General features: G+C 61.5%; 12 protein-coding genes and 1 pseudogene. 12 read left to right on the top strand and 1 reads right to left on the bottom strand.

What is annotated here, in order from left to right; translation table 11 throughout:
• Positions 1 to 47 precede the first annotated feature (47 nt).
• From C2138_RS11895 to C2138_RS11885, 3 genes are all read left to right on the top strand, one after another.
• Positions 48 to 881 carry a sugar phosphate isomerase/epimerase family protein gene (locus tag C2138_RS11895; RefSeq protein WP_108997502.1) on the top strand — a complete coding sequence of 278 codons (834 nt, stop codon included), beginning with the start codon at positions 48 to 50 and terminating at the stop codon, positions 879 to 881.
• A gap of 7 nt (positions 882 to 888) precedes the next feature.
• The gene (locus tag C2138_RS11890; RefSeq protein WP_108518106.1) at positions 889 to 2,100 is read left to right on the top strand and encodes an MFS transporter; all 1,212 of its coding nucleotides are present in this window, start codon (positions 889 to 891) and stop codon (positions 2,098 to 2,100) included.
• A 306-nt stretch (positions 2,101 to 2,406) separates the two neighbouring features.
• Complete coding sequence (locus tag C2138_RS11885) at positions 2,407 to 4,608, top strand: DEAD/DEAH box helicase (protein ID WP_108518104.1); 2,202 nt, start codon at positions 2,407 to 2,409, stop codon at positions 4,606 to 4,608.
• Between the two features lie 82 nt (positions 4,609 to 4,690).
• On the opposite strand, the gene C2138_RS11880 is transcribed toward C2138_RS11885, so the two are convergent.
• Positions 4,691 to 7,042 carry a cadherin-like beta sandwich domain-containing protein gene (locus C2138_RS11880; protein WP_108518103.1) on the bottom strand — a complete coding sequence of 784 codons (2,352 nt, stop codon included), beginning with the start codon at positions 7,040 to 7,042 and terminating at the stop codon, positions 4,691 to 4,693.
• A 438-nt stretch (positions 7,043 to 7,480) separates the two neighbouring features.
• Between C2138_RS11880 and C2138_RS11875 the strand changes: the two are divergent.
• The 9 genes and pseudogenes from C2138_RS11875 to C2138_RS11835 all read left to right on the top strand — a co-directional run.
• Positions 7,481 to 8,203: pseudogene (locus C2138_RS11875) on the top strand (helicase-related protein); the annotation flags it as partial.
• Between the two features lie 236 nt (positions 8,204 to 8,439).
• The gene (locus C2138_RS11870; RefSeq protein ID WP_241961115.1) at positions 8,440 to 10,302 is read left to right on the top strand and encodes a polysaccharide biosynthesis protein; all 1,863 of its coding nucleotides are present in this window, start codon (positions 8,440 to 8,442) and stop codon (positions 10,300 to 10,302) included.
• Positions 10,295 to 11,431, top strand: coding sequence for a DegT/DnrJ/EryC1/StrS family aminotransferase (locus C2138_RS11865; RefSeq protein WP_108518101.1), 1,137 nt, complete (start codon positions 10,295 to 10,297; stop codon positions 11,429 to 11,431). Before C2138_RS11870 ends, C2138_RS11865 begins: the two co-directional genes overlap by 8 nt.
• A complete protein-coding gene (locus C2138_RS11860; RefSeq protein ID WP_277871896.1) occupies positions 11,428 to 12,066 on the top strand; it encodes a sugar transferase in 639 nt (212 codons plus the stop codon). Before C2138_RS11865 ends, C2138_RS11860 begins: the two co-directional genes overlap by 4 nt.
• Positions 12,063 to 12,707, top strand: a complete 645-nt coding sequence (locus C2138_RS11855; protein WP_108518099.1) for an acetyltransferase — start codon at positions 12,063 to 12,065, stop codon at positions 12,705 to 12,707. Before C2138_RS11860 ends, C2138_RS11855 begins: the two co-directional genes overlap by 4 nt.
• 13 nt (positions 12,708 to 12,720) lie before the next feature.
• The gene (locus C2138_RS11850; protein WP_108518097.1) at positions 12,721 to 13,662 is read left to right on the top strand and encodes an NAD-dependent epimerase/dehydratase family protein; all 942 of its coding nucleotides are present in this window, start codon (positions 12,721 to 12,723) and stop codon (positions 13,660 to 13,662) included.
• Positions 13,663 to 13,691: 29 nt separating this feature from the next.
• Positions 13,692 to 14,828, top strand: coding sequence for a glycosyltransferase family 4 protein (locus C2138_RS11845; RefSeq protein WP_159078225.1), 1,137 nt, complete (start codon positions 13,692 to 13,694; stop codon positions 14,826 to 14,828).
• Positions 14,825 to 16,267, top strand: coding sequence for an O-antigen polymerase (locus C2138_RS11840; protein WP_108518093.1), 1,443 nt, complete (start codon positions 14,825 to 14,827; stop codon positions 16,265 to 16,267). Before C2138_RS11845 ends, C2138_RS11840 begins: the two co-directional genes overlap by 4 nt.
• Positions 16,268 to 17,665, top strand: a complete 1,398-nt coding sequence (locus tag C2138_RS11835) for an O-antigen ligase family protein (protein WP_159078224.1) — start codon at positions 16,268 to 16,270, stop codon at positions 17,663 to 17,665.
• Positions 17,666 to 17,725 lie beyond the last annotated feature (60 nt).

The following is a 17,725-nucleotide window of genomic DNA, read 5'->3' as shown; positions in this document are numbered from 1 at the left end:
TCAACCACGCACTCGCGCCCGCGGTGCTCAGAATTGAGAGAACGACAATGAGTATCACCGTGCCTACTCGAATCGGGATCGCCCCGCTCAGCGCGGTGACGGCGACCGCGCGGGAATACCTCGAGGCGGCGGCCCGTGCGCGCTTCGACTTCGTGGGGCTCCGACTCTCGCCCGTGACGGCGGCAGACGTCGTTTATACGCCGGGAAATGCGGCGTTCGCAGAGCTCAAATCCCTCGTAGCCGACAGCGGCCTGGATGTGTTTGACATCGAGGTCTTCTCTCTTACCCCGCAGACTCGGCGCGACGACTGGCTCCCCCTGCTCGAAATGACCGCCGACCTTGGAGCATCGCTTCTGAACATCGTGGGTGACGACCCTGACTCCGCAGCACTCACCGAGCTCATCGCCGAGTTGTGCGCGGATTCTGCTCCCCTCGGCATCACACCGGTGATCGAACCGATCGCCTATCGCCCCATGAACTCCTATTCGCTCGCAGTGCAGATCGCCCGAGCGACCGGGTGTGCAGTCGAACTCGATGCGTTGCACGTCTTTCGTACCGGCACTGACCTTTCGGTGGTTACACAGAACCGCGACCTCTTCCCCATCTTGCAGCTGTGTGATGCCCCCGCAGAGGTGCCTATCTGGGGTGACTCCCGGCCTGCGGCCGCAAGCCCGGTGGACGAGGACATGCTAATCGAGTCGCGATTCAACCGTCTGTTGCCGGGCCGCGGTGCTGCGCCTCTCGCCGCCATGCGTGAAGCTGTCGCGCCGGGCACTCCGGTTGCACTCGAGGTGCCCAATCTGGATCTACAGGCTCGCTATAGCGTCGACGACTACTTCGCCCTGCTCCACCAAGAGGGCGTCTCATTCGTCGGCGAGTGAATCTGTGATGAGCAAGAATTCCACTGCATTTCTCGCACTTCTCGGCATCGTCCTGCTCGCGCTAAACATGCGAGCGGTGCTGGGTAACATCTCGCCCATCGTTGTGCAGATCTCACGCGACATCCCGCTTTCGAGCGCTGCCCTCGCCATCTTGGGTGGACTCCCGCCCGTTGTGTTCGCGGTTTCCGGGCTCCTGGTGCCCCTGCTGAGCAGGGTTCTGCGGATCGAAGCCCTCATCCTTTTCAGCCTCGGACTCATCGTGCTCGGCAATGTCGGGCGTGGCCTCGCCGCCGACCTGGGATCGCTGATGGTTGCCACCGGTGTCGTCCTCGCCGGGATCGGAGTAGCAAACGTCTTGCTCCCGGCGCTTGTCAAGAAGTACTTCCCCTCGCACATTGTGCTGGTGACCGCGTTCTCGATGTCGACAATGGCGATCGGCACCAGCGCGCCAGCGATTTCCTCTCATTCGCTCACCGAGGCCCTGGGGTGGCAGTTCGCCCTTGGCGTGTGGGCTGCCTTCGCCGCGGTCGCGCTAGTGCCGTGGATCTTGCTTGCTGCGCGCGCTAGAAGGGATGGCTCTGCTACCATCGTGCACCTGGCAGGTCTGAACAGGCCGCGAGTCTCGGGGAATGTCGCCCGCTCCCGCACGGCCTGGGCGCTACTGCTTGTGTTCGCGCTGGCGCAGGTCAACATCTATGCGATGTTCGCGTGGTTGCCAACGGTGCTGGTAGACACCGCGGGTATGCCGTGGGCGACCACGGGGGTCATGCTCGGGGTCTACGCACTCATGGGAGTCGTCGCCAGTGTGCTCGTCGCCACCTTTGCTCGCCGCATGCGCAACCCGTCCCCTCTGATGTACGTCGGCATCGCCTGCTTTTCGGGCGGCTACGGTGGCCTGCTCCTTGCCCCAACCGCCGCCCCTTGGTTGTGGGTGGCGCTCGCCGGAGTCGGGCCCACCGTCATGCACATCTGTCTCATGCTGGTCGGTCTGCGATCGCGCACTCATGACGGGGCGGTGGCATTGAGTTCGTTCATGCAGGGGTTCGGCTATGCGGCAGGCGCGGCTGGGCCATTGGTGATGGGCCTTCTGCACGGGCTAACGGATGGCTGGGCGCTGCCGCTCGTTCTGGGAGTCTGCACCGCGCTCGTCATGGTGCTGGGCGTTGCCGCTCTGAGGAAAGACCGCTTTGTAGAGGACGAGTGGGCGCGCCGCAACTGAGACAGTGTGCTCCGAAGCGCGACGACGGATTCCCCGATCGAGCTCGTCGGGGCCGCTCGCATTAACGCCATCCTTCGTGTAATGTAGGTAGGTCGGCTCTTGACGGCGCGAAGTATCGCGCATGGGTTTGTAAGTCTTTTGGGCCGGTTCCGCATCACGCTTTGTCAGCTACTCCCTGACCGCGTGGCCGGCGGAAAAATCACGTATGTGAACGGTCCTGGCCAAAGATTGCCCGGGTTTCCTCAGTAGTGCAGCGCAACACCGTGCTGTGCCCTGCCATGCATTTGTTACAACCCGGAAAGCACTATGCCCAATTTCTCCCAAAATGGGTCGGCATCAGGCCGCCCCGCCAAGAAGTTCGACAGCAACCGCGGCCCGCAGTCCGGCAGCCGCAGCCCCGGACACCGCGGCTTCAACGCCAACAGCGAAGCGCCCAAGAAGCGCTGGTCCGCCGATGATCGCGCCGCCCGCACGGGTGACCGCAAGCCCTCCGCCGACCGCCGCCCCGATTGGACTCCCCGCGAAGAGCGCCCCAGCTCCGACCGCCCGTCATACGGCGACCGCACCAACCGCACCGGCCGTCCCTCGTACGAGCGCACCGAGCGTCCCTCCTATGGTGACCGCCCGCAGCGCTCTGAGCGTCCCTCTTACGGTGACCGCCCGCAGCGCAGCGAGCGCCCGTCGTATGGTGACCGTCCGGCCCGCACGGAGCGTCCCGCCTACGGTGACCGCCCGGCGTACAACAAGGATCGTGGTGACCGCCCGGCATACAACCGTGGCGAGAACCGCACCGATAGCCGTTCCGACAACCGTGGCGAGCGTCCCTCCTATGGTGACCGTCCGCAGCGCACGGAGCGTCCCTCTTATGGTGACCGCCCGCAGCGCTCCGAGCGTCCCTCTTATGGTGACCGCCCGCAGCGTTCCGAGCGTCCGTCGTATGGTGACCGTCCGGCCCGCACCGAGCGTCCCGCCTACGGCGATCGCCCGGCGTACAACAAGGATCGTGGTGACCGCCCGGCATACAACCGTGGCGAGAACCGCACCGATAGCCGTTCCGACAACCGTGGCGAGCGTCCCTCGTACGGTGACCGTCCGGCTCGCACCGAGCGCCCGTCTTACGGTGACCGCCCGCAGCGCACCGAGCGTCCGTCCTACGGTGACCGCCCGCAGCGCACCGAGCGTCCCTCTTACGGTGACCGCCCGGCTCGAAGCTTCGACGACCGCCCCAAGCGCGACTCGGACTTCTACCCGAACCGCGAGGCAAAGTCGTTCGCCAAGCAGGATGACGTCGTTCTTGAGCGCCTAGAGGCACAGGTCGTCACCGCAGGCGATGTCGAGGGCAAGACGTTCGGTGACCTGGGTCTGGGCGACAACATCACCCGTCAGCTCGCCGCGATGGGTGCGGCCGCGCCGTTCGCCATCCAGGCAGCGACCATCCCCGACGTGCTTGCTGGTCGCGACGTTCTCGGCCGCGGCAAGACGGGCTCCGGCAAGACGATTGCCTTCGGTGCCCCTCTTGTCGAGCGCCTCATGGCGAACAATGGCGGAAAAAAGGTCGGCCGCACCGAGGGTCGCAAGCCCCGTGCGCTCATCCTCGCTCCGACCCGTGAGCTCGCGATGCAGATCGACCGCACCGTGCAGCCCATCGCCCGCAGCGTTGGAATGCACACCACCACGATCGTCGGTGGCGTTCCGCAGCAGAAGCAGGTTATGACCCTCCGCCGTGGCGTCGACATCGTCATCGCGACCCCCGGTCGCGTTGAGGACCTCATCGACCAGGGCAAGCTCGACCTCAGCGAGGTCGTGGTCACGGTTCTCGACGAGGCCGACCACATGTGCGACCTCGGGTTCCTCGAGCCCGTGCAGCGCATCCTGCAGCACACCAAGCAGGGCGGCCAGAAACTTCTCTTCTCGGCAACCCTCGACAAGGGTGTCGCCACGCTCGTCAAGCAGTTCCTCGTGAACCCTGCCGTGCACGAGGTCGCTGGTGAAGACCAGGCGTCGTCCACGATCGACCACCGCGTTCTCCTCATTGAGCAGCGCGACAAGCGTGCCATCATCGAGCAGCTCGCCGGTGGCGAGGGCAAGACGCTCGTCTTTGCCCGCACTCGCGCATTTGCCGAGGAGCTTGCCGACATGCTCGACGGTGCCGGCATCCCGGCAACGTCGCTGCACGGTGACCTCAACCAGAGCCGGCGCACGCGCAACCTGCAGATGCTCACGAGTGGCCGAGTGAATGTGCTCGTCGCTACGGATGTTGCTGCCCGCGGCATCCACGTCGATGACATTTCGCTCGTCATCCAGGCTGACCCGCCGGAGGAGTACAAGACGTACCTCCACCGCTCCGGGCGCACGGGCCGTGCCGGCAAGAAGGGCACCGTCGTCACGCTGACCACGCGCAACCGTCACCGCAGGGTCGACGAGATGCTGGGCCGCGCCGAGATCAACGCGTCCGTACACAATGTCGCCCCCGGCGACCAGCTGCTCGACACGCTCGCCGCTCTGTAACCTCTCGCATCCCGAGAACGCAAGGGGGGCGGATGCTGCGATTGCGCAGCATCCGCCCCCTTCGGCGTTTCAGCTCAGGCTGTTAAGCGCGAGCCCTTCGGCGCAGCGCCCCACCCAGCATCAGCAGGAGTGCGCCGAACGCTACCCCGGCCGTGCCCACTATTGCCGGCGCTGCCGCATCTGCTCCCGTGACGGGTAAGGCGCGAACCGCGGCCGGCTCGGCGTAGGCGACGGGCCCGGTGAGTGACACCGCGCCGATCCTGCCGTTCGCCAGCACTGTGAACCATGCGGTCGAGGTCACGGCGGTGCCGTCGACGGCGGTGCCCTCGAACACGAGCCTGTGGGCGCCGGCTCCAGCACCCGCGGGAATGCGGGCGCTCAGAACGATCGTGCCGTCGGCCAGTACGGTGCCGCGTGCGAGCACGACCGGAGTCGAGTGCATGGTCACGGTCGCGGCGCTGCCGGGCAACAGGTTTGCTCCGTTGATGGTAAATGGCGCACCAGCCGCGGCGTCACCGGCCGTGAAGCCGAGGGCGATGTCGACGTCGGGCAGAGGTGCTGCCTGGCGGGTGATGACCACGGTTGTTGTGCTCGTCGTGATCCCATCCTGGGCGGTCGTCACGATCGTGACGGTGTTCGCCCCGACTCCGAGCGCAAGGGTGGCGGATGTCGCTGCCGTGCCGTTGATCGTCACGCTCGCTGTCGCATCCGCGACACCGGCTCCTATGGTGATCTCCTTGGTGAGGTAGCCGACGCTGGCGGCGTAGTTGTGCACGCCGGTCGAGAACGACGGAGCGAGGGTGCCGCCCGAGAGGCTGATGCCGCTCAGGATCGCATTGGTCGATGGCGCCTCGCGCGTTACGGCGATCGTGTAGTCACGGAACTCTCCGTGCAGGGCGGTCACGCGAACGGTGATCGTGCTCGCGCCGATGGGTGTGGCGATCGTGCTGGCACCTGTCTCGACGCCCTGGATGCGCAGCGTCCAGTCCGACTCGACTGAGGTCGCCGCGACGTCGACTGAGGTCACGGGGTACGGCAGCGCCAGGGTATACGCCGTGGTGGCGGCGTCGAACGCTGGCGAGAGGGTGCCGCCGGCAACCGTGAGCGAGGCGAGGTCGAGGTCAGGCGCCTCGCGCGTGACGACGATCGTGCGCCTCGTTGTCGTCACGCCGTCTTCTGCGGTGGGCTCGACGACGATCGAGTTGGCGCCGATCCTCAGCGCGATCGGCGACGAGGCGACGCCGGATGCGGTGTCGGTGCCGTTGATGCGAAGGATCGCCGTAGCATCCGCCGCCACTGCGGTGACGGTCGTCGATGTCGTGAGGTAGGGCACCGTTACTGCGTAGTCGGTCTCCGCATTGGAGAACGCGGGTGAGAGGGCGGCGTTCGACAGCGAGAGGCTCGTCAGGTTGGCGTTGCTCGAGGGCTGGTCGCGCGTGATCGTGACGTTGTAGCCCTTGCTCACGCCGTTGGCTGCCGTGACGTTGATGCCGAAGCCGTTGCCCATGGGGTCGAAATTGAGGGGCACCGTCGTGGGCGCACCGTCGGTCATGGGGGTATTGAGGAGTGTGAGGGTGTGACCGCTCGTCGATGCTGTCGCGGTGATCTGCATCGACCGCACGGCGTAGGGAACCGTCGCCGTGTAGTTCGTGATGGAGGGGTCGAAGGCAGGGGTGAGCGTGCCTACTGAGAGCTCGAGGTTCGCGAGATCGACGTCGGCGGTGGGGGCCGGGCCGCGCGTGATGGTGACCCAATACGTTCGGGAGGTGCTGTCGGGGGCCGTGACGGTGATCCATGCGAGCGTGCCGGATGCGGCAAGTCTTACGGTCATGGCGTCGACAGGCATTGTGGCGCTCAGTGTGAGCCCGTTTCCGGCAGGTACCGAGCCAAGCATGAAGTCCAGGGTTGTGGTCTCATACGGCACATCGACCGAGTACGACGTGGTCGCGGAGTCGAAGGCGGGGCTGAGGCTTCCCTGCGAGACTGCGAGGCTGCTGAGGCTCAGATCGTAGGCGGGGGGCGGCGCGGGGAGCTTCGTCACGGTGAGCGTGTACTGCACGCTTGGTCCGCCGCCCGGCACCGCGACCGTCGCGGTCATGATGTTGGCGCCGACCCGTAGCCACGACGGCGTCGTCGGGGTGCCGCTGGGGGTGACGGCCTCCGCGTCGCCGTTCCAGGTCGTGATCGTGGCGGAGGGGTCACCCGCCGTAGGAGTGAATGAAAAGTAGGTGGCGGTGTTGGCGACCGTCATGGCGTAGTTCGTGACGGCCGGATCGAAGGTGGCGTCGAGATCGCCGATCGATGTGGTCAGGCTGCTGAGAGTGGGCTCGAGGGGGATGGCCACGGCGGTGGGTCCGGTCGCGACGACCAATCCGGCCCCCAGCGTGAGGGAGAGCGCAAGCGCGAGCGCTCGGCGAGTATGAGTTCGGGTCATCCCACCACACTATTTTGATATATCGAAAGCAAAGGCATTCCTCGAGAGAATCAAACCCCCAGTCCGGGGGGAGAAGACGGCGCAGTCATCCCTGCCGAGACCGCTCAAGTAGTTTCTTTTTCTCCGGAGAAACAGCCATTTGCACACTCTGTCTCGGGTGCATCAAACATCAGCACACCATCACCGAACAGCGTGCAGATGCCTCAGGGACATTGCGTTTCGCCGAGATCGAAGTAGGTTGCGGCTGCTGCTTCGGCGACTCGTGCGACCTCGGAACACGCTCGTAATTGACCGCTGTAGGGCTCGGACCCTTGAGCGCGGTGCCTTCCGCGCTGCGCGCCAACCATCACGAGCAAGCGTGCCGAGTGCATGGTCACGGCAGCGCCGTTTGCCATCCAGGCGGCGACGATCCCCGACGTTCTTGCTGGTCGGGATGTGCTCGACCTCAGCGAGGTCATGGTCACGGTTCTCGACGAGGCCGACCACATGTGCGACCTCGGGTTCCTCGAGCCCGTACAGCGCATCCTGCAGCACACCAAGCAGGGCGGCCAGAAACTTCTCTTCTCGGCAACCCTCGACAAGGGTGTCGCAACGCTCGTCAAGCAGTTCCTCGTGAACCCTGCCGTGCACGAGGTCGCTGGTGAAGACCAGGCGTCGTCCACGATCGACCACCGCGTTCTCCTCATTGAGCAGCGCGACAAGCGTGCCATCATCGAGCAGCTCGCCGGTGGCGAGGGCAAGACGCTCGTCTTTGCCCGCACTCGCGCATTTGCCGAGGAGCTTGCCGACATGCTCGACGGTGCCGGCATCCCGGCAACGTCGCTGCACGGTGACCTCAACCAGAGCCGGCGCACGCGCAACCTGCAGATGCTCACGAGTGGCCGAGTGAATGTGCTCGTCGCTACGGATGTTGCTGCCCGCGGCATCCACGTCGATGACATTTCGCTCGTCATCCAGGCGGACCCGCCGGAGGAGTACAAGACGTACCTCCACCGCTCCGGGCGCACGGGCCGTGCCGGCAAGAAGGGCACCGTCGTCACGCTGACCACGCGTAACCGTCACCGCAGGGTCGACGAGATGCTGGGCCGCGCCGAGATCAACGCGTCCGTGCACAATGTCGCCCCCGGCGACCAGCTGCTCGACACGCTCGCCGCGCTCTAGCGGCTGGCGGGTTGAACACCTGCCGAGGCCGTTAATATCTGTTGCAGACAAGGCACCCGAAAGGGTGCTTTTTCTGTTTTCGGGCGGAACGGGGCAAGCGTGTCGGTTTCAACAGGTACTCTATGAAGACTCACAGTTTTCACGAGATTGCTTCGCGTACGGAGCTCGATGGACGCAGTCAGCGCCTGTGACACAATGTTTTTATTTTCCGGTCAACGAGGATTAGAGGGCTTTTCGTGCCGCAGCTGGGGGAATCGGCAGTGTCGGAGGGGTATTCCGGTGGGCCTCACTCGAGGATCTGGGCGAAGTATCTTCTCGATGCAGCCTCATGGGGTGTCGCGTTGGCTGCGGCTGCCGTGCTTCGTTTCGACTTCGACCCGCTTCTGGTGAACTGGTCGGCTCTCGCCGTCTTGTGGGTTGGCGCTGCGGCAATTCAGTTTTTGGCTGGTTGGATCTTCCACCTTTACCGAGGGCGCCATCCTTATGGCAGCTTCGACGAAATCACTTCCGTGCTCTGGACCGTGCTGTTTCAAGTCGTGACGCTGGGCATAACGGTTGCGGTGTTCGGCATCCTCTGGGATATCCCTCGCAGAGTTGTCTTCTTGGCCGCCCTGATTGTTTTCGTGCTGATGTGCGGCACTCGGTACCTGAAGCGGGCGATGGCGGAGCGCAGCATCGCTCCGCAGGATGGTGCCCAGCGCGCGCTGGTCTACGGGGCCGGCTATCTGGGCGGAAATATCATTCGTCGTATGCGCACTGATGCGCTGTCTGCTTTCATACCGGTGGGCATCATCGATGACGACCCCAACAAGCGGCGAGTGTGGTTGCACGGTATTCGGGTGTTGGGTTCGCGAAACGACTTGGTCGATCTTGCGCAGTCGACAGGGGCGACGGTGCTCGTCATCGCGATTGGCCGTGCGGATGCCGCGGCCCTGCGATCCATTAGTGATGCGGCCACCGCTGCAGGCCTGCGCACCATGGTGCTTCCTTCGCTGCGGGAAATCCTGGAGGGGCATTCGCGTCTGCGCGACCTGCGCGACATTTCCATCGAAGATCTCATCGGTCGGCAGCCGGTCGACACGCAGATCGAGTCCATCGCTGATTACATCCAGGGCAAGCGGGTACTGGTCACGGGCGCGGGCGGGTCAATCGGGTCAGAGCTGTGTCGACAGATCACCAGGTTCCATCCCGCTGAGCTGATGATGCTCGACCGAGACGAGACGGGTCTGCAGGCTGCCCAGATTTCGATCGCCGGCCACGGTTTGCTTGATACCAAAGACGTTGTGCTTGCTGACATCCGTGACCGCGGGGCGTTGCAGCGAATCTTCGACGAGCGTCGTCCTGAGGTCGTGTTTCATGCTGCTGCTCTCAAGCATCTGCCGATGCTCGAGCAGTATCCGGCTGAGGCCTGGAAGACCAATGTCTTGGGCACCGTCAACGTCTTGCAGGCCTCCATGAGTGTAGGCGTCTCGACATTCGTCAATATTTCTACTGACAAGGCTGCGAACCCGACGAGTGTGCTGGGGCATTCTAAGCGCGTTGCGGAGAAGCTCACTGCGTGGGCTGCTGAGACGACCGGCAAGAAATACGTCTCTGTGCGTTTCGGTAACGTCATCGGCAGCCGTGGCTCGATGCTTCCGACATTCACTTCCCTCATCAAAGCGGGTGGCCCGCTGACCGTGACTCATCCTGATGCCACCCGATTTTTCATGACGATTCCCGAGGCCTGCCAACTGGTAGTTCAGGCGGGCGGCATTGGTCGGCCGTCCGAAGTCCTCATCCTCGATATGGGAGAACCGGTACGCATTCTTGATGTGGCCGAGCGCATGATCGAAATGTCTGGCAAGGACATCGACATCGTCTTCACTGGGCTGCGCCCGGGGGAGAAGATTCATGAGGAGCTCATCGGAGTGAACGAATCCGATGAGAGGCCGATTCACCCCAAGATCTCCCATGCCTCAGTGAACGTGCTGTCACCCGACCGTCTGGATCAGGCGGAGTGGGAGGCTCGCTGCCGATCGCACGACTTTGACACGATGGAAATCGGAGTCGCGCAAGCCCTCCTGAAAGCAGTGGAGGAAGTCCCAGCTGATGAGTGACCGGATCTACATGTCGTCGCCAGACGTTGGGGAGCTAGAGGAACAGTATGTCGTCGCGGCGATGCGGTCCGGATGGATCGCCCCGCTTGGCCCCGATGTCGACGCGTTCGAGTCCGAATTGGCGGCCCGCGTTGGAGTCGAGCATGCGGTTGCATTGAGCTCCGGCACTGCGGCGCTTCACCTCGGTCTGTTAGGCCTTGGCGTCAAGCCCGGCGATGTTGTGCTCACGTCGAGCATGACGTTCGCCGCGACCGCCAACGCGATCGTTTACACGGGTGCACAGCCTTTCTTCATCGACTGCGAATTGTCGACGGGCAACATGGATCCCGAGTTGCTGCGGCAGGCGTTGCAGCAACTTGCCGCGCGGGGTGAGCGTGCGGCGGCAATTGTTCCGGTCGATTTGCTGGGCAAGGCCGTCAACTACACCGAGATTCTTGCCATTGCTGCGGAGTTCGGGGTTCCCGTCCTGTCTGACGCCGCGGAATCTCTGGGTGCCAGCCACGACGGTCGCGCTGCAGGATCGTTCGGGCGCGCCTCGATCGTGTCGTTCAACGGCAACAAGATCATGACGACGTCCGGTGGCGGGATGCTCCTGACCAATGACGCCGACCTTGCGTCGCACACCCGGTACCTGGCGACCCAGGCGCGTCAGCCGGTGACCCACTACGAACACATCGACATCGGTTACAACTACCGGATGAGCAACCTTCTGGCGGCGCTCGGGCGTGCTCAGCTAACTCGCCTCGATGAGATGATCGCCCGACGCAAGATTGTGCGTGAGCACTACCGCCTGCTTTTCGGTGATGTCAACGGGGTCGAACTATTCGGCGGCGATAACGACTCGGATGACAACTTCTGGCTGAGTTCGATCGTGATCGACTCCTCCGTGACGGGCTGGAGTTCCGCCGATCTGGCCTCAGCCTTGCTCGAAGACAGTATCGAGAGCAGGCCGCTCTGGAAGCCGATGCACCTCCAGCCGGTCTTCGCCGGAGCTCCATCTGTGGTCAACGGATCATCGCAGTCGCTGTTCGAGACGGGGCTAACGCTGCCGAGCGGTTCGGCGCTCTCTGTCTCGGAGATTGACCGCGTGTTGCGCCGAATCAGCCAGTTCCTGGGAACGCCAGCGTGACGAGTGGAATCCTGAAGCCTTACGACACAATCAAACGCTTCGCGGATGTGCTGACCGCAGGGATTTCACTTGTTCTTCTCTCTCCGATCCTTCTCGTTGTAGCGATACTCGTAAGGGCAAAGCTGGGAAGCCCTGTGATCTTTTCCCAGCCAAGGCCCGGGAAACATGGCCGGGTATTCATGCTTTACAAGTTTCGAACGATGGCAAACGTCGACGCGGCTTCAGGACTGATTAGTGATGCGCAGCGCTTGACAACGTTCGGGCGACGACTTCGTTCTACAAGTCTTGATGAGCTGCCGACCCTGGTAAACGTGCTCAGGGGCGACATGAGCATCGTGGGGCCGCGGCCGCTACTCGTGCAGTATCTCGGCAGATATTCCGAGGAACAGGCACGTCGTCACGAAGTGCGCCCGGGGATCACAGGGTTGGCGCAGGTGAACGGTCGCAACGCCTTGAGCTGGGATCAGAAGTTTGAACTTGACGTCGCCTACGTGGACGCTCGGTCGCCGCTGCTCGACATCAGCATCCTCGGGAAAACAGTCACATCCGTGCTTACTCGGGATGGGATAAGCCAGGCTGGGCACGTCACGGCCCGTGAATTCATGGGCCGCTTGGATGACGGGGCAAAAGAGTGAGCATCGATCTTGTTGTGGTCGGCGCTGGCGGTTTTGGGCGGGAACTACTCGACGTTGTCGACGAGGTGAATCGTCGTTTCGATTCTCCCGAGTTCAACGTTCTAGGTGTAATCGACAGCGGTCCGAGTCAAACAAATTTGCGGCGGCTCCAGCTAAGGGGAGTGCCTTATCTCGGAACCGAAGACGAGTGGCTCGATGAACCAAGGAGCGCTCAATTCGTGATCGGCGTCGGAGATCCCGGTGCGCGGCGAGCCATCGATGAGCGCTTCACCAAAGCCGCGCACCGCGCTGCAACCATCGTCCATCCGGGCGCGTTGCTCGGATCAAGTTTGACTATTGGCGAGGGCGTCGTCATATGTGGTGGCGTGCACGTCTCCACCAATGTGACACTCGGCCGACATGTTCACCTCAACCCGAACACAACCGTCGGCCACGACAGCGGTCTTTCGGACTTTGTATCCGTCAACCCCGCAGCGGTGATTTCGGGAGATGTGACGGTTGGTGAGGGCGCCCTCATCGGAGCAGGCGCCGTTGTGCTACAAGGACTAACGGTCGGCGCCGGAAGCGTAGTAGGGGCTGCGGCGTGTGTAACTCGAGACGTGCCCTCGAATCAAACTGTTAAGGGCGTGCCTGCTCGATGAATTGGAGTGAAAAATGAGAGTTCTAATTACGGGCGGTGCGGGTTTCATAGGTTCCAACCTCACTCGCTATTTCAACGACAACGCTCCTGACGTTGAAATCCGAATCATCGATGATCTCAGTACGGGCCGGTTGGACAACCTCGACGGTCTCCGGGCCGAGTTCACTGAAGGCTCGATTCTCGACTACGAGCTGCTTTCGGGTCTGAGTGAAGGAGTGGATTCGATCGTTCATCTGGCCGCGATCGGCAGCGTTCCGAGGTCAGTGAAAGCGCCACGCCCCACCCACGCGGCCAACATAACGGGAACTTTGAACGTTCTCGAAGCCGCTCGAGAACGTGGAGTTGAGCACGTCGTGGTGGCTTCGTCGAGCTCTGTATATGGGAGCAACCCCTCTCTTCCGAAGTCCGAGTTCGATTGGACTCGTCCCATGAGCCCCTATGGAGTGAGCAAGCACGCCACGGAGGGGTATGCAATCGCCTACGGTTTCTCATACGGGATGAAGACGCTGGCTTTTCGGTTCTTCAATGTATTTGGGCCGGGACAACCTGCAGATCATGATTACGCAGCGGTCATACCTAAGTTCCTCGACGCTGCCTTGAGCGGCCGTGAACTCATCGTGCACGGGGATGGTCTGCAGTCGCGTGACTTCACCTACGTGGATACGGTCTGCGCGGCAATCCTCGAAGCAGTGCAGCGTCGAGTGAGTTCGCTCGACCCCATCAACCTGGCGTTTGGCACCAACACCACCCTTCTCGAACTTATCGAGCAACTTGAACTCACGCTGAACAGTCCACTGAGCGTGGAGCATGTAGATAGGCGGGTCGGCGACGTGCGCGCGTCCCAGTCCGACGGCGTCCGCATCCGAGAGATCTTTCCCAATGTTCAGCCGCTCCCGCTCGCCGAGGGCCTTGAACGCACAGCAAACTGGTTTAAGCAAAAGCGCGGGGTGCTGTGACCGGGCGGCGGCCGCGGATACTCCTGGGGGTGACATCCGACGCATCCATCCGTCTCCTCGACGGTTTCCCTGAGTTCCTGGCCACACGAGGCTGGGACGTTCATGTGGTGAGTTCCAGAGGCGATCTCCTCGATCGACTTGCGTCGACGAAACTTGTGACGACACACCCACTTGAAATGGCCCGTGAACCCGCCCCGCTGTCTGACATCGCGGCGCTCGTCCGATGGATCAGGCTCCTACGGAAGGTTCGACCTGACGTCATGTCGGTGGGAACTCCAAAAGCGGGTCTGCTTGGCGGTGTCGCCGGGGTGCTAACTCGCACGCCTTCACGGGTCTACCTGCTCCGGGGTCTGAGGCTCGAAACAGTCTTTGGCGCGAAGCGCAGGGTGCTTAAGTTCCTTGAAAAAGTGGCGTCGGCTTCGGCGCACAAAGTTCTCGCAGTGAGCGATTCGCTGAGAGCCGAATTCCTGAAACTCGAAATCGCATCCGAAGACAAGGTCGTCGTGCTCGGCGCAGGGAGCTCCAATGGCGTCGATGTCGGCGCCTTTAGTCCAAACCGATTCACTGAATCGAACCTGTCTGCGTTGCGATCCGAGCTAGGCCTGACGCCAGGCGTGCCCGTCGTGGGTTTTGTTGGAAGACTTAACCTCGACAAGGGGCTGGATGTCTTGGTCGATGCGCGACGCCAGGTAATCGCTCAAGGAACCAATTTCCAATTGCTCATAGTTGGTGGAATTGATAGCCCCAACCCCGAGGAAGATGTTGCATTCCTCAGTGAGGCGGGGAACCTGGTATGTCAGACGGGGCATGTCGAGGATCCGGCGATCTACTACGGTCTGGTGGACGTTCTATGTCTCCCGACTCGTCGCGAAGGCTTCCCGAATGTCGTACTTGAGGCTGCTGCCATGGGGATTCCTACCGTCACGACGAGTGCCACAGGGGCCGTCGATTCTGTCGTTGAAGGCGTTACCGGTCTAATTGTTCCGGTCGGGTCAGCCCATAGTTTGGCCGAAGGGCTGACAAAGTTGATTCGCGACCCAGAGCGTCGCAAAGCAATGGGAGAAGCGGCACGAGCGAGGACCGTGGAGTTTTATTCGCGAAACAATGTTTGGGATCTCTACGCTGAATTTTATGATGATCTCATCACGTCGGCCAAAGGCGCATGATGCCTAACTGGGCGTGGGGATTGTGCCTTGTATTGCTACTGACGGCAATCACGTTCGCGGTGAATCGATACAACAAGCGCGCAATAGCCGTAGCCGCATTCCACAACGTAATTTGGGGTGGTGCGATTGCGCTACTCGGAACAGGCCTGATCGACTACAAGGAAGCAAGTGTCGCATCCTGGCTCACGCTGTCAGTGGGTTTGGTGGCGTTTAATGTGGGAGCCGTACTGGCTAATTTTTCCTCGAGATCTCATCGAATTGACACCGGCGCGAGGGCCGATTTGAGCGAGGGATTTTCGGGCAGAACCGAGATAGTTACTAGACCGATGCTCGCGGTTCTGACGGCAGTGTATTTCGCGGCCTTCACGATTTACCTTGTGCTGATCGAGCAACGGTTCGGAATCGCGACGTTGTTCACTGACCCGGTCGTAATCAGGGGTGCGAGCGACCCCACCTACTTGGAAGGAATACCTCTTCCTGTTCGAGTCCTTCTTTACATAGGTCCTTTCCTCATTGCGATCTTTGGCTACAAAGAGGCCGTTCGGAATCCGTTGCCCATTTGGCTACGGCTTTCTGCGGTGGCACTTATCGCGGTGAGTATGTTTGCCCTACTGCAGCGAACGAACCTTTTCGTCGGGCTCCTTCTGCTCGCGGCCGTATTGGTTACAAAACCGCACAAAAAGGCGTCCGGATTGGCGGAGCCCGCTGCGGGCGTTCAAGCTCGCGAAAACTTGAACAGCGCCAAGCGAAAAGGCAAGTTGCGCTTGGGCGCAGGGGTGGCACTGATCGGGGTAGTCGGATTCGTTGCGTTTCAGGCAATCGGCGGTGCATTAGGCAAGGAAGGCGGACAAGCTCTGTCTACGGGCGCGGTCTCGTCGACTCTCGAACGAAGCGGCTTAACGGAGCCGTTCATCTACTACACGGGCGGGGTGGCGGCCTTTCTGCAGCTCGTAGACTCGACAAACTACGAATGGCCGCCGGATGAGTTCGAAGGTGCCATCCTCGTCGGGGATTACAACCCGCAGACCTGGGGAGCTCGGACATTTTCGCCAATTTTGAAGGTGATACCTGGAATTCAGCGCTGGAACGAGATCAACCCATTCATAGACACCGCTGTTTGGACAAACGTTTTCACGTCGCTCGAGCCGTTCTATAGGGACTTCCGTGCGCTCGGGGTTGCTTTCGGTTCTACCGCAGTGGGTTTCGTCATCGCGTGGGCCTATATGCGACGGTTCAAATCTCCCCGTGCTTTCTGGCTTCAAGCCGTGCTTGTCTCCACGCTTCCCTTTGCGACCTTCGCCTTCAAACTCAACGACACACTGACCCTTGTGTGTTTGTTCCTGGTACTGGTGCTCACCCTGACACTATCGCCGCGTGTCAGGGGCTATCTTCAGCGCACCCGCGTCGATGACCGGACTGAGCCTAATGAGGCGAATTAGTTGGGTCTGAAGGAACAGCGAAAGGCTAGCTCTGCAGAAGCGCCCAGTTCACGTCTGATGAGGCAGGCGCTGCGCCCTATGTCGCTGCCAAGAGCAAAATTTACTTTCCTCTCCCACCGCGCTGTTGAAATGACCGCATCATTTTTGGTTATTGGCGGTTTCGCAGTTTGGGCCGTGAAACCCGTGGGGAACAATTACCTAACGCTCGCGGCCTACGTTTTGGTATTCGTTGGCGCGATGCTGATGGGCCTGAAGAATGGGTTCTGGCTGGACTATCGAGTGAAGCTTTGTTTCTCTATTGCTCTCGTGGTTGGGTGTGTCGGGACGGCTATCGGTGTCGGTCGAGGCAACGTCGGAGCACTATCCGAAGGTGTCTTTTTTGTCTTGGTGCCGGCCGTATGGGTCGTTCTCGTCGCGGCCATTGACTTGCGTATCCTGAAGGCCGTCATAAGTATCTTCCCGTTTGTGATGCTGGCGATTGGACTCGTAGGTGTTACCTACTGGCTTCTCGCAAGCGCTCAACAGCCTGTCGCAATCTGGTTCTATTACCTCGATTTGGGGCTTGCTCTCGGCGGGCAGGAGAACGGTGCGACGATTTCGTACCATTCGATATCTTCGTTGGCTTTCCTTTTGCCATTCCTACTCGTGTCGCTCATGCTGCCCAGCACGTATTCTTCGCGAGTATCGCGGTTCGTTGCGTGGCCTGCAGTTGCACTCGGTCTTTGTATTCTTCTTTTGAGTGGGCGGCGGGGGTTGATGCTGGCCCTAGTGATTTCGGTGGGTATCGCGGTAGCCGTGATCGTCACTTCTCGAGCGTCCTCGTCCATTCGCCGCCGCGCCTTTGTGGTTCTCGGCGCAGCCATAGTTGCCGGGACCCTATCATTTCCAGTTTTCAAGGTTTCTCCAGCGAAGGTCGTCGAATCCCTGGTGCTCTCGGAGTTTTCACCAGACTCTCCCCGTGGCGAATCAGTATTCCTGCTTCTGGACGAATGGCGGCACGCTCCGGTTTTCGGAAACGGTCTCGGTGCCGAGATCGCCGGATTTCTACGAGACGCCGACAGGCCCTGGGCGTTCGAAGTTCAGTATTTTCTAGTTCTGAATGCCGTAGGAATCTTTGGCGCATTGTGCCTCGCCGGCATCACTATCTGGGTGCTTCTCGCCAGCTTTCGAGCGTTTAGGCGGTTCCCTGATCGGAACTCGCTAGTCCTCGCTGCGCTGACCGGAACTGGAGCTCTACTGATTGCAAACGCAACGAATCCATACCTTCATACACTCGGCAACTTTTGGATGTTTTTCTTTCTTGTGGCAACTGTGAACGCTCTGCTCCGAATAGAGTCAGCTGGCGACGATGCCAAGCCAATGAACATGGGTGCGGGGCCACGCCCGCTCGGCGCTTAGGTCAGAGATGGAGCCAATTGTGGGTAGAGCCGTGGCCGTATCTACGTATGGACCTACAGG

It is taken from the genome of Salinibacterium hongtaonis (genome assembly GCF_003065485.1).
Classification (GTDB): Bacteria; Actinomycetota; Actinomycetes; order Actinomycetales; family Microbacteriaceae; genus Homoserinimonas; species Homoserinimonas hongtaonis.
Note: the sequence above shows the minus strand (reverse complement) of the source record. Positions and strands in the feature narration are given on the sequence as shown.

Excerpts from the sequence above, each read along its gene's own strand:
- C2138_RS11895 (WP_108997502.1), top strand. The coding sequence starts at position 48 with ATGAGTATCACCGTGCCTACTCGAATCGGGATCGCCCCGCTCAGCGCG.
- C2138_RS11890 (WP_108518106.1), top strand. The coding sequence starts at position 889 with ATGAGCAAGAATTCCACTGCATTTCTCGCACTTCTCGGCATCGTCCTG.
- C2138_RS11885 (WP_108518104.1), top strand. The coding sequence starts at position 2,407 with ATGCCCAATTTCTCCCAAAATGGGTCGGCATCAGGCCGCCCCGCCAAG.
- C2138_RS11880 (WP_108518103.1), bottom strand. The coding sequence starts at position 7,042 with ATGACCCGAACTCATACTCGCCGAGCGCTCGCGCTTGCGCTCTCCCTC.
- C2138_RS11865 (WP_108518101.1), top strand. The coding sequence starts at position 10,295 with ATGAGTGACCGGATCTACATGTCGTCGCCAGACGTTGGGGAGCTAGAG.
- C2138_RS11850 (WP_108518097.1), top strand. The coding sequence starts at position 12,721 with ATGAGAGTTCTAATTACGGGCGGTGCGGGTTTCATAGGTTCCAACCTC.
- C2138_RS11840 (WP_108518093.1), top strand. The coding sequence starts at position 14,825 with ATGATGCCTAACTGGGCGTGGGGATTGTGCCTTGTATTGCTACTGACG.